The sequence below is a fragment of the Microbacterium sp. PMB16 genome, assembly GCF_051294855.1.
Classification (GTDB): domain Bacteria; phylum Actinomycetota; class Actinomycetes; order Actinomycetales; family Microbacteriaceae; genus Microbacterium.
In genome coordinates this window covers 959,035-971,078 of the sequence record NZ_CP145908.1, presented here as the reverse complement: position 1 = coordinate 971,078, position 12,044 = coordinate 959,035, and the positions used below count along the sequence as shown (strand labels likewise).

General features: G+C 71.1%; 12 protein-coding genes and 1 pseudogene. 1 reads left to right on the top strand and 12 read right to left on the bottom strand.

The features are described 5' to 3' along the window. Positions 1-163 precede the first annotated feature (163 nt). Positions 164-1,081: a helix-turn-helix domain-containing protein gene (locus V5D55_RS04635; protein WP_435748147.1), complete on the bottom strand. Its 918-nt coding sequence runs from the start codon at positions 1,079-1,081 to the stop codon at positions 164-166. A gap of 151 nt (positions 1,082-1,232) precedes the next feature. Between V5D55_RS04635 and V5D55_RS04630 the strand changes: the two genes are divergently transcribed. After that, on the top strand, positions 1,233-1,694 hold the full coding sequence (locus V5D55_RS04630) for a DUF3817 domain-containing protein (RefSeq protein ID WP_435748145.1): 462 nt from the start codon (positions 1,233-1,235) through the stop codon (positions 1,692-1,694). A gap of 15 nt (positions 1,695-1,709) precedes the next feature. Here the strand turns inward: V5D55_RS04630 and V5D55_RS04625 are convergent, their stop codons facing one another. The 11 genes and pseudogenes from V5D55_RS04625 to V5D55_RS04575 form a co-directional block, all read right to left on the bottom strand. Continuing rightward, entirely contained in the window at positions 1,710-2,384 is a 675-nt protein-coding gene (locus V5D55_RS04625; protein WP_435748143.1) for a hypothetical protein, read from the bottom strand. A 67-nt stretch (positions 2,385-2,451) separates the two neighbouring features. After that, positions 2,452-3,411, bottom strand: coding sequence for an NAD(P)/FAD-dependent oxidoreductase (locus V5D55_RS04620; RefSeq protein ID WP_435748141.1), 960 nt, complete (start codon positions 3,409-3,411; stop codon positions 2,452-2,454). Next, the gene (gene fdxA, locus V5D55_RS04615; protein ID WP_435748139.1) at positions 3,404-3,733 is read right to left on the bottom strand and encodes a ferredoxin; all 330 of its coding nucleotides are present in this window, start codon (positions 3,731-3,733) and stop codon (positions 3,404-3,406) included. The genes V5D55_RS04620 and fdxA overlap by 8 nt, the downstream gene beginning before the upstream one ends. Continuing rightward, a complete protein-coding gene (locus V5D55_RS04610; RefSeq protein ID WP_435748137.1) occupies positions 3,730-5,118 on the bottom strand; it encodes an FAD-dependent oxidoreductase in 1,389 nt (462 codons plus the stop codon). The genes fdxA and V5D55_RS04610 overlap by 4 nt, the downstream gene beginning before the upstream one ends. Before the next feature lie 22 nt (positions 5,119-5,140). Continuing rightward, positions 5,141-6,097 (bottom strand): uroporphyrinogen-III C-methyltransferase, encoded by a 957-nt coding sequence (gene cobA / locus V5D55_RS04605; RefSeq protein WP_435748135.1) that lies wholly within the window; start codon positions 6,095-6,097, stop codon positions 5,141-5,143. Next, positions 6,094-7,014 carry an ABC transporter permease gene (locus tag V5D55_RS04600; RefSeq protein WP_435748133.1) on the bottom strand — a complete coding sequence of 307 codons (921 nt, stop codon included), beginning with the start codon at positions 7,012-7,014 and terminating at the stop codon, positions 6,094-6,096. Before V5D55_RS04600 ends, cobA begins: the two co-directional genes overlap by 4 nt. Then, a complete protein-coding gene (locus V5D55_RS04595) occupies positions 7,004-7,846 on the bottom strand; it encodes an ABC transporter ATP-binding protein (RefSeq protein ID WP_435748131.1) in 843 nt (280 codons plus the stop codon). The genes V5D55_RS04600 and V5D55_RS04595 overlap by 11 nt, the downstream gene beginning before the upstream one ends. Then, positions 7,846-8,958, bottom strand: a complete 1,113-nt coding sequence (locus tag V5D55_RS04590; RefSeq protein ID WP_435748129.1) for an ABC transporter substrate-binding protein — start codon at positions 8,956-8,958, stop codon at positions 7,846-7,848. Before V5D55_RS04590 ends, V5D55_RS04595 begins: the two co-directional genes overlap by 1 nt. A gap of 33 nt (positions 8,959-8,991) precedes the next feature. Next, positions 8,992-10,308, bottom strand: coding sequence for a sulfate adenylyltransferase subunit 1 (locus V5D55_RS04585; RefSeq protein ID WP_435748127.1), 1,317 nt, complete (start codon positions 10,306-10,308; stop codon positions 8,992-8,994). Then, positions 10,308-11,285: a sulfate adenylyltransferase subunit CysD gene (gene cysD / locus V5D55_RS04580; RefSeq protein WP_435748125.1), complete on the bottom strand. Its 978-nt coding sequence runs from the start codon at positions 11,283-11,285 to the stop codon at positions 10,308-10,310. Before cysD ends, V5D55_RS04585 begins: the two co-directional genes overlap by 1 nt. Beyond that, a pseudogene (locus V5D55_RS04575) lies at positions 11,282-12,012 on the bottom strand (phosphoadenylyl-sulfate reductase). Before V5D55_RS04575 ends, cysD begins: the two are co-directional and overlap by 4 nt. Between the last annotated feature and the right edge of the window lie 32 nt (positions 12,013-12,044).

Genomic DNA, 12,044 nt, shown 5'->3' with positions numbered 1-12,044 from the left:
CGGGGCCCTGCCCGCCGTGCACAGCTTCGGAGACCAGGGGCGACACGCCGCGGCAGAGGGGGCTCGCTCGGCGCGTCGTCTCACGGCTCCGCAGTTGTGCCCGCGGATGCCGGGAGCGGATGCCGGGAGCGGATGCCGAGCGCGGATGCCGGGCGGCCCGGCTCTATGCCGGGATCGGTGTGCGGTGGGCGAGGCGCCACGACGACGGCGTCATGCCGGTGCGCCGGCGGAATGCGCGGCTGAAGCCCTCGTCCGAGGCGTAGCCCAGTTCGCGGGAGATCTCGGTGACCGGTCGCCCGGCGTCGAGCATCCGCTTCGCCGCATCCACGCGCACCTCGGTGACGTAGTCAGCGGGCGAGCGACCGATGGCACTGCGGAACCGCTCGGCGAAGGTCGACCGCGACATGGCGCCGACGCTCGCGAGACGTTCCACCGACCAGTCGCGGCCGGGCTCGTCGTGAATCGCCTCGATGACGCGGTCGAGGAACGGGTCGTTCGACAGCGACGGCCAGCCTTCCGGTGCGCAGCCGTTCTCGGCCCACGCGCGGATGACCGACAGCAGCACGGTCGTCGCCATCATGCGGCAGATCACCGGGTCGCCCTGCCTCGACGGGCAGGCGGTCGGATCGACCAGGCCCATGTTCTCGGCCAGCGCCGCGGCAGCGGGCTCGAGGGCGTCGAAGCCGGTGACCGTGATGACCTCGGGCAGCACGGCGCGCAGCTGCGATGCGGCATCCGCGAGTTCGAGGTCGACCACCATGAGGCGGGCGCCGTCTTCGGCTTCGAGCGCGAACGGCGAGTCGCCGAGCGTGAGGAGGGCATCGCCGCCGACGAGGCGGTCGCGGTGGCCGTCGGGGTCGATCGTGACGCGGTGCGAGCCGGGATCGACGTCGAGCCGGCAGCCGGCGGCGAGGGGCGGATGCCCGCGCACGCTGCCCTCGGAGATGTACACGAGGGTGAGGGCACCGGGAACGAGCGGCAGGAGGGCGCCGGGCGCCAGATCCCGGCGGCGTGCCACGCCGATGCGCAGATCGACGGCGCTGAGCACCTGCGAGAGCGCGTTCGTGTCGACTGTCACCATGCCTTCGGCAACGTCGGGGCGCGGCCCGGTATTCCGGACTCTGTTTTCGAATCGCGCAACTGGGGTCCTCCGTGCCTCGGAGTCCCCCATTCGCGCGATTCGAAAAGCTGCACGCCCGGATACCCTGGGAGGACCCCACCCGAGGAGTCCTGTGTTCCGCACGCCCGACCGCCTGTTCCGAGTTCTCGCGATCGCGGAGGCGATCACCTGGACGATCCTGATCGCCGCGATCATCGCCCGCGCCGTGGGCGCCCCCGGCGTGGTGGTGACCGTGGGTGGCGGCATCCACGGGTTCGTGTTCCTCGCCTACGCCGCGACGGCCGTGCTCGTCGCCGTGAACCAGCGCTGGCATCTGGGCGTGGCCGTGCTCGCGGTCGTCAGCGCCATCGTCCCCTACGCCACGATCCCGACGGAGATCTGGCTGCACCGCACAGGACGTCTCGACGGGGCATGGCGCCTCGACGCGACCGACGATCCGCGTGATCGCCGCTGGTACGACCGGCTGATGCGCTGGTTCCTGCAGCGGCCGTGGGTGCTGGCCGTGCTGCTCGTGGTCGGCATCGTCGCGCTCTACGTCATCCTGCTGCTGGTCGGCCCTCCCGGCGGCAAGTGAGTCCGTCGCGCCGGCTCACGGGGTGACGGCGACCGCGTTCGCCTCGTTCACGAGATCGAGCGTCGCCTCGGCATCCGCTCCCGTGCAATCCACGATGACGTAGAGGCCGACGCCGATCTGCGTGAACGCGCGCGCGGCCATCAGCCACGAGCGCTCGCCCTCTTCGCCGACCACCTGCCGGGTCTCGACTCCGCCGGCGCCGCCGACGAGATAGCTGAATTCGCCCGTCGTCGCCAGGCTCGTGACGTCTTCCGTCGGCGACTGCAGGAGCACGCCGAGAATCGCATCGGAAGAGGCGCTGTCATCGTCGGCGACCACCGGGACGTCGGCGATGCGACCCTGCCAGAACTGGGCCGTGCAGGTGTCGTCGAGTGTGCCGTAGGTCCAGCCGCCGTTGCCGTCGTCGGGGGAGACCGACTTCCAGGCCTCGTCGGTCAGGAACCCGTCGCCCCATTCGATGTACGCGGTGCTGTCGAGCTCCAGCCCCTCGGCGAAGGTGAGCGTCGACCCGGTGCCGGGATCCTCCGGCGGAGCATCGGTGGGTTCGGGGTCCGCCGACGACGGACCTCCGGTGGACTGACCCGCCGGGATCTGCGCGTACAGACACCCGCTCAGAGGGAGCACGGCGACCGCCACCGCGGCCACGGCGGCGAGGCGGAGCAACGGGGCGACCTGCGGTGTGCGCGTCATGCGGGTCAGCCTAGCCGCGTGCCGCGCGTGCGGAAGGGGCAGAACTGCTCGCGCGCAGACTAGCTGCCTAGTGCGCGGTCGCGACGCCGATCGTGTCGTGCACGATGACCGCGGCCACCCGGGCGCCGGCGCCCGCGGCGACGATGAGCTGCTGCGGTCCGGGAGCCGCGGCATCGCCGGCGGCATAGAGCCCCGGCACGTCGGTGCGACCGGAGCGGTCGGTGACGAGGTGCCCGGCACCGTCGACGGCGGGGGTGATCCCGTCGAGGAAACCCAGCGCGGTCTCCCACTCGGGGCGCACGAATCCGCCGTCGACCGCGACGCTCGTGCCGTCGGCGAGGCGCACGGCCTCGATCCGCCCTCGGTCGCCCACCAGCTCGACGATCGGATGCCGCAGCACGGCGACTCCGGCGGCGGCGAGCTCCGCCTCCTCTGCAGTGTTGACCACATCGGCGCCGTTCGTGAAGACGGTGAGCGTCTCGGTCCAGCGGCCGATGAGCCGCGCGCGGGCGGCGAGGTCGGCGGATTCGCCGATGAGTGCGAGGCGCCGTCCCTGCAGTTCCCACGCGTCGCAGGCCGCGCAGCTGAACAGACTCATGCCGTAGAAGCCGCGGAGGTTCGGCACGTCGGGGAGTGTCTCACGCAGACCCGTCGCCAGCAGCACCGCGCGCGCCGACACCGTCGTCTCGGGTTCGCGCCGCCCGATCTCGGCCTCGAACCGCACCTCTCCGAATCGGATGCTGCCGTGCCCGGCATCCGCGGGGCGCAGCGCCGCCACCCGCACCCGCGTGCGCACTTCGATGTTCGGGTAGGCCGCGAGCTCCTCCCGCGCGATGCGCCGCAGCTCGTGCGGAGGCACGCCGTCGCGCGTCAGGAACCCGTGCGAGTTCAGCGTCGCGGCGTTCCGCGGGCGATCCGCATCGATCACGAGCACGCGGACGAGTGAGCGGCCGAGGTTGAGCGCCGCGGAGAGGCCTGCGGGTCCTCCGCCGATGATCAGCACATCGTACGGAACCGTCTCAGTCATGCGCATCCTCCTGTGGGGGAAGTGCGGCGACGAGGGGGTGATCGAACGCGTAGACGCCGACCTTGGCGGCGCCGCCCGGCGATCCGATCTCCGTGAAGAAATCGACGTTGGCCTTGTAGTAATCCTGCCACTCATCCGGCAGATCGTCTTCGTAGTAGATCGCCTCGACCGGGCACACGGGCTCGCACGCTCCGCAGTCCACGCACTCGTCGGGGTGGATGTAGAGCGACCGCTCGCCCTCGTAGATGCAGTCGACCGGGCACTCGTCGATGCAGGCCCTGTCCTTGACGTCGACGCACGGCAGAGCGATGACGTAGGTCATCGGACGAGCGCGCCGTCGCGCGACACCGCCTGAGACGACACCGCCACCTGCTCTTCGCGGGGCACGACCTTCACCCGCTCGCGGGCATGGGTGTGCGTCTCGCCGAGGAGCCGTTCGTGGGCGTCGAGGGCGAGCCATCCGTCCCACGTCGTGTACGCGGTCTCGCGGGCGTCGAGCAGCTCGAGCACGTCGCCCTGCCCGGCGACCGGGGCGGAGAGCAGTCCCGCCTCGGCATCCGCCACCAGGTTCGTGATCGTCTCGAGCGCATCGGACTTGGTGTGGCCGATCAGGCCCACCGGTCCGCGCTTGATCCATCCGGTCGCGTAGAGTCCGGCTTCCTCATCGACCCGGCCGCCGTCGTTGGGCACGACGCCGCGGGCCTCGTCGAACGGCGCGCCCACGACGCGCGTGCCGTAGTAGCCGACCGCCCGGTAGACCGCCTGCACGTCGTACTCGCGGAACTCGCCCGTGCCGGTCCGTTCGAAGCGGATGCCCTCCACGTGTCCGTCGCCGGTGATCTCCACGGGGGTGTGCCAGAAGTGCAGGTGCAGACGACGGGATGCCGTGCCGGCCGGCCGATCGCGCCAGCTGTTCAACGTGCGCAGCATCACCTTGAGCTGGTTGTTCGGTGCCGCGGCCGGGTCGACGTCCGCGAAGTCCTCGTCGTACAGGACGATGTCGACGTCGTTCACCTCGCCGAGCTCGCGCAGCTCGATCGGCGTGAACTTGATGCCGGCCGGTCCGCGGCGGCCGAAGACGTGCACGTCTGTCACGGCCGACGACTCGAGTCCCTCCAGCACGTTGTCCGGCACCTCGGTCGTGCGCAGGTCGACGGCGTGCTTCGCGAGGACGCGCGCGACATCGAGGGCCACGTTGCCGTTGCCGATCACCGCGACCGACGACGCCTCCAGCGGCCAGGTGCGCGCGACGTCGGGGTGCCCGTCGAACCACGCCACGAAGTCGGCGGCGCCGTAGGAGCCGGGCAGGTCGACGCCGGGGATGTCGAGGGCGGCATCGCGGATCGCGCCGGTCGCGAGGATCACCGCGTGGTACCGCTCGCGGAGTTCGTCGAGCGCGATGTCGCGGCCCACCTCGACGTTGCCGATGAAGCGGATCGTGCGGCGGGGCGCGGAACCGTCCGCGGCATCCGGGAAGGCGTCGAGCATCTCATGCAGCGAGTTCACGATGCCCTTGATGCGCGGGTGGTCAGGCGCGACGCCGTAGCGGATCAGGCCGTACGGGGCGGGGAGCGACTCGAACAGGTCGATCTCCACGTCGGCACCGGGGCGCTGGGCCACCGCAGTGGCCAGCAGGTTGCCGGCGTAGATGCCGGCGGGACCGGCGCCGACGATCGCGACGCGCAGGGCAGGAGGGAAGGAGGTCATGTCGGCCTTTCGGAGCGCGGAGTCAGCGCGAGCGCGAGAACAGGGAGGGGAGGGAGGGGATTCGGTCGGATGCCGGATCGAGCGAGTCGACCGCCTGGATGAGGCCGGTGTCGACGGCGAGGCCCGCGTCGAGAGCGTCGGCCCAGTGCGGTCGGGGCGCCCGATCTGCGGACGATGTCACGATCAGCGGAGGATTTGCGGGGATTCGTCCGCCGGTCGGGACACGCTCCGCAGATCGGGTCGACACGTCGTGCGCCAGAGCCACCACGTCGCCGACCACGACGACCGCCGGAGACCGCACCTGGCGGCTCGCGGCGAGGTGCGCGATCGTGCCGAGCGTGCCGATGGTGACGCGCTCGTGCTCGCCGTAGCCGTCTTCGATGATCGCCACCGGGCAGTCGAGGCCGCGCGACCCGCCACTCAGCACATGCGCGGAGTGCCCGAGCGTGTTCACACCCATCAGCAGCACGACCGTGTGGTCGCTGCCCCCGGGCACCCGCTCGATCTGGTCGTGGCCGCTCAGCACGGTGAAGGATGCCGCGATCCCGCGGTGCGTGAGAGGGATGCCGGCGACGGCCGGCACCGAGACGGCGCTCGTCACGCCGGGCACGACCTCGACGCGGATGCCGGCGGCCTCGCAGTATTGCTGCTCCTCGTGCCCGCGTCCGAAGACGAAGGGATCGCCGCCCTTCAGCCGGACGACCCGTCGTCCGGCGCTGGCGTGCTCGACGAGCAGGGCGTTGATGCCGTCCTGCGGCACGGGGTGGTGTCCGGGGAGCTTGCCGACGTCGATGACCTCGGCGGCGAGGTGCACGCCTTCTCCCGCGAGCTGCGCGAGCACGGGGCGGGCGCCGAGCCGGTCGGCGATGATGACGTCGGCCTCCTGCAGGGCGCGGACGCCGCGCAGGGTGAGCAGTCCGGCATCGCCGGGGCCTGCGCCGACCAGGGTGACGGTGCCGGCCGTGACGGTGCCGGTCATCGGTCGCCTCCCAGGGCGAGGCCGCGACTCTGCAGCATCCGTCGTTCGAGAGGGCCGAAGAACGCCAGTTCGATGAGGATGCCGATGGCGAGGATCACGATGATCGTGCCGAGGACGCTGGCGAGGTCGGCGAGTTCCCGGGACTGGTTCAGCATCGTGCCGAGCCCGAAGCCCATGGTCCCGCCTCCCGTGATGATCTCGGCGGCCATCAGCGACCGCCACGAGAACGCCCAGCCCTGCTCGAGGCCGGCGATGTAGCCCGGCAGTGAGGCGGGCAGGATCACGGCGGTGGCGAGCTGCCAGCGGCTGGCTCCGAGCACCGTGCCGACCCGGCGCAGCTGCGGCGGAACCTGATCGACGCCGGAGAGCAGACCGTTCACGATCGAGGGGATCGCGCCCATCAGGATCACGAAGTACGCGGTCGCGTCGGAGAGGCCGAACCAGATGATCGCGGCCGGCACCCAGGCGACCGACGGCAGCACCATGAGGCCGGAGATCAACGGACCAGCCGCGCGTCGCAGCAGCTTCGACTCGGCGAGCAGCATGCCCAGCAGCGTGCCGACGGCGATCGCGACGAGGAAGCCGAGCACCCCGCGCTCGAGACTGGTGAGAACCGATTCCTGCAGGCGGCCGGAATCCCAGGCCTCGCCGAGTGCGCCGGCGACCTGCAGCGGACCGGGAGCGATGTCAGGGCGCGGGTCGGCGACGACGGTGTAGAGCTGCCAGGCGGCCAGCAGCACCAGCAGGAGGACGATCGGCGGCAGCACCTTCGAGAGCGTCGTGTGCCAGCGCGGACGCCGGGCGCTCTCCTCGCTCTGCAGGCGGTCGAGACCCGCGGAGAGGGTGCGGAGTTCGTCGTCCTTCGTCTCGCTCCGCTCGCTCAGGAACCGGGAGGTGGATGCAGTCTCACTGGGCATTGCGACGGATCTCCTTCCGCAGCTCAGTGGTGATCTCGGTGGCGAGCGCCGCGACCTCAGGGGACTCGATGCGTCGACCGGTCGTGGCGGCGACCTTCCATTCCCCGGCGATGCGGCCGGGCCGGCTCGTCAGCAGGATCACGCGCTGGCCGAGGCGTGCGGCCTCGCGCACGTTGTGCGTGACGAAGACGATCGTGCGGCCGGTGGCGCGCCACACCCGCTCGAGCTCCTCGTGGAGCAGATCGCGGGTGATGGCGTCGAGGGCCGCGAACGGCTCGTCCATCAGCAGCACGGGGCGGTCCTGCGCGAGAGCCCTTGCGAGGGCGACGCGCTGCCGCATTCCTCCGGAGAGCTCGTGCGGACGCTTGTCGCCCGCCTCGCCCAGGTTCACGGTCTCGAGCAGGCGCTGCGCCTCTGCACGGCGCTCGCCGCGGGGGACGCCGCGCAGCCGCAGCGCGAGCTCGACGTTCTTCCGCGCGGTCAGCCACGGCATCAGCGCGGACTCCTGGAACATCACGGCCGCCCCCGACGACGGCGTCTCGATGCCGCCGGAGGTGAGCGGTTCGAGTCCGGCGATGAGGTTGAGCAGCGTCGACTTGCCGCACCCGGAGGCGCCGAGCAGGCACACGAACTCGCCGGGCGCGATGTCGAGCGACACGTCGTCGAGCACCAGCGGGCCGGAGCCGTAGCGCTTCGTCACGTGGGAGAGGCGCACCGCGGGGTCGACAGCCGGGGCGTGCGGCGCCGGCGGCGTCACGCCGTCGAAGCTCGGCCTCAGCGTGGTGGCAGGCGGCGCGTCCCCTGTCACGGTCTCTCCCGCGGTGGCGCTCATCATTCTTTCCCGAGGCCCGCGGCGGAGACGGGGTCCTGGCCGTCCTTCTCGAGCAGGGCGTTCAGTGCGCGCAGATCGAAGAGTCCGTCGATCGACCCCTCCTTCTGCGTGCCGGCGGCCAGTCCGTTGTCGACGAGCTTCTCGAAGGCCTCGGCGTGGGGGTCGACCGTGAACGTGACGTTCTCGAGCGCGCGGGCGAGCACGTCGTCCGAGAGCCGCTTGCCGGTCGCCTCCTCCAGCGCGTCGTTGATGACCGCGGGTGCCTCATCGGCGTGCTCGTCGAGCCATGCGACGGAGGCCACGTGTCCCTCGAGCAGGTCCTCGACGACGTCGGGATGCTGCTCCGCGAACTCCGCGCGCACGAGCAGCACGGTGGTCGGGAACGCGCCGTCCTTCCAGAGGTCGGCCTCGTCGACGAGCACGTGCGCGCCCGCTTCGACCACGAGACGAGAGACCCACGGCTCCGGCAGCCAGGCACCGTCGACGTCGCCCTGCTGGAACAGCGTGAGCGTCTGCGCGTTCTCGGTCGGCGTGATCGTCACGTCTCCGCCGCCCGCGGTCGTGGTCTCGAAGCCCTCATCGGCGAGCCAGCTGCGCAGCGCGACGTCCTGGGTGTTGCCCAGCTGCGGGGTCGCGATGTTCGCGCCCTCGAGGTCTTCCGGGCTGTCGATCCCGTCGCGCACCACGAGCGCGGCGCCGCCGGAGGTCGCCCCGGCGATGATGTGCGCCGACTCGCCGCCGGACTGGATGAAGGTGTTGATCGACGGGTTCGGTCCGATGTACGTGGCGTCGATCGCGCCGGCGGAGAGCGCCTCGATCGCGGCGGGTCCGGCGTTGAACACCTCGGTCTTCAGGTCGATATCACCGAGGGCGTCCGCGAACAGACCCTCAGAGAGTCCGACGAGTGCCGGTGCATGCGTGACGTTCGCGAAGTAGCCGAGGCGCACCTCGGTGGGAGCATCCGTCTCGCCCTTCGCGGCTTCGCCGGTCGCGGATGCGGAGGCGCAGCCGGCCAGCATCATCGCAGCGAGTCCCAGGGCAGTCCACTTCGTCGCGCTCGCGCTTCGCGCGTGCTTGCTCAGCAACCGTGTCATGGTGCGGTTGATCTTCACGGTTTCGCCTCCTCAGCGGTCAGGTGGTGCAGGTCAGGGTTCGTCGATCACGGTCGCCGCGGCGAGCGTCGCGCCGTCGGCGGGGTGGATCAGCAGCAGCGAGCCGCCGGAGCGGTCGCGCGCGTAGGGTTCGATGGGCAGCTCGGCGGCGAAGCGCAGCCGTACCAGACCGATCTCGTTCGCCGCGAGGGAGTGCGCGTCCTCGAGCGCGAGCGTCTCGAGGTCGCGTCGCGAGATGACCTCGGTGACGAGCGCCTGCACCGTCGCCGTGCCGTGCTTGACGAGCACCTTGGCGCCCGCCGCGACGGCACGCGGATCCAGCTGGAACAGCTCCACCACGGCCTCGCGGCTCCCGGTCGGCGCCGTGCCTGCCGCGCTGATCAGTGCCCCGCGGGCCGCGTCGATCTCGTCGGCGAGAGTGAGCGTCACCGACTGCGGTGCGGTGGCGGCATCTGCCGGCTCTCCCGCGACGTGGATGCCGGTGACCGTCGTCTCGTGCCCGCCGGGGAACACGTCGACGCGGTCGCCCACCTGCACGACGCCCGAGGCGATCCGCCCCGCGAACCCGCGGAAGTCGCGGTACTGCTCGGCCTCGGATTCGCTGATCTCGGGGGAGAGGCCGCCCTGCGGGCGCAGCACGAGCTGCACCGGGAGGCGGAAGGCGGATGCTGCGGCGTCGGCCTCGTCCTGACGTGGCAGGACTTCGAGCAGTTCGAGCAGCGTCGGGCCGTCGTACCAGGGCGTGCGGTCGGAGTGATCGACGATGTTGTCGCCTTCGAGCGCCGACACCGGGAGGACGTGGATGCCGTGGAGTCCCAGCTGCTCGGCGACGCGAGCCGCTTCGAGCTCGATCTCCACGTACACGTTCTCGTCGAAGCCGGTGAGGTCGATCTTGTTCACCGCGATGATCACGTGCGCGACCCGCAGCAGGGACACGACGGCGAGATGGCGGCGGGTCTGCTCGACGATGCCCTTGCGGGCGTCGACCAGCACGATCACGGCATCCGCGGTGGCGGAGCCGGTGACCATGTTGCGCGTGTACTGCACGTGGCCGGGGCAGTCGGCGAGGATGAAGCTGCGCCGATCCGTCGCGAAGTATCGGTACGCGACGTCGATCGTGATGCCCTGCTCGCGCTCGGCGCGCAGACCGTCGGTGAGCAGTGCGAAGTCGAAGTCGCCGTGGGCGAACCCGCGCTGCCGCGACGTCGCGGTGACCTGCGCGAGCTGGTCGGCGAGGATCGCCTTCGCGTCGTGCAGCAGGCGCCCGACGAGGGTCGACTTGCCGTCGTCGACGGAGCCGGCGGTGGCGAAGCGGAACAGCGTCCCCGTCTCGATGATCGTCCCGGTCATCAGAAGTACCCGTCCTTCTTGCGGTCTTCCATAGCCGCCTCGCTGATGCGGTCGTCGGCGCGGGTGGCGCCGCGCTCGGTGAGTGTGGAGCGGGCGACCTCGGCGACGACGGATGCCGTGTCGACAGCATCCGATTCGACGGCACCCGTGCAGCTCATGTCGCCGACTGTGCGGTAGCGCACCACGCGATGCTCGATCTCTTCCCCGGTGCGCGGCTGCGAGAACTCGCCGAGCGCCCACCACATGCCGTCGCGGCGGAAGACCTCGCGCTCCTGCGCGTAGTACAGCGGCGGCAGGGCGATGGCTTCGCGTTCGATGTAGCGCCAGACGTCGAGCTCGGTCCAGTTCGAGATCGGGAAGGCGCGCACGTGCTGGCCGGGGAGGTGGCGGCCGTTGTAGAGGCTCCAGAGCTCGGGGCGCTGGTTGCGCGGGTCCCACTGGCCGAACTCGTCGCGCAGCGAGATGATGCGCTCCTTGGCGCGGGCCTTGTCCTCGTCGCGGCGGGCGCCGCCGAACACGGCGTCGTGCTTGCCGGCCGCGATGGCGTCGAGCAGCGGCTGCGTCTGCAGCGGATTGCGGGTGCCGTCGGGGCGCTCGGCGAGGCGGCCGTCGTCGATGTAGTCCTGCACTCGAGCGACCTCGAGGCGGATGCCGAGCCGCGCGACCGTCTCGTCGCGGAAGGCGATGACCTCGGGGAAGTTGTGTCCGGTGTCGACGTGCAGCACGGGGAACGGCACGCGTCCCGGAGCGAACGCCTTGGCGGCGAGGTGCAGCACGACGACGGAGTCCTTGCCGCCGGAGAACAGCAGCACGGGGCGCTCGAACTCGGCGACGACCTCGCGGATGATGTGGATCGCCTCGGCCTCGAGCAGGTCGAGTGCGGACAGCCCTTCGTCTCGCTGCGCGGATCCTGAGCCAGGAGCGGAGCGACGAGACGAAGGGCGCTCGGGAACCGGCCGGGTCACGTCGAGAGTCATAGGTGCAACCCGCATTCTGTCTTGGACAAGCCGGCCCAGCGGCCGGATCGGGGTCTTCGCCGGCGGCGACGGGCTTCGTGCAGGGTGCGCAGCCGATCGACGGGTAGCCGTTCGCGATCAGCGGGTTCACGGGCACCTCGTTCGCGGTCGCGTAGTCGATGAGGTCGTCGAAGCTCCACGCGGCGACCGGGTTGACCTTGACCAGTCCGTTGCGTTCGTCCCACACGATGAGCGGGGTGTCGGTGCGGGTGGGCGCCTCCTCGCGGCGGACACCGGTGAACCACAGCTCGTAGTCGCCGAGCGACCGCTGCAGCGGCTCGACCTTGCGCAGGGCGCAGCACAGGCCGGGGTCGCGGGCGAAGAGGTCTGCGCCGTACTCGGCATCCTGCTCGCGCACCGACTGCACGGGTTTCACGTCGACGATGCGCACGTCGAGCTCACGCTCGACCTCGTGGCGCGTGACCGTCGTCTCGGCGAAGTGGTATCCGGTGTCGAGGAACAGCACGTCGACACCCGGGAGGCTCTGCGCGACCAGGTGCGGCAGCGCAGCATCCGCCATCGAGCAGGCGACGGTGGCCTGCGCGGTGGGGAAGTTCGCGGCGACCCAGGCGACGACTTCGGCCGGACTCGCCTCATCGGGCTGCCGGCTGCGCAGTTCGACGGCGCCGCGCTCGGCGAGGGCCTGCAGCTCGTCCGCGGAGCGGCGGGCAGGACGTGCCGGCCGTATGACGACGGGCTGGGTCCCTGAGCTCGTCGATG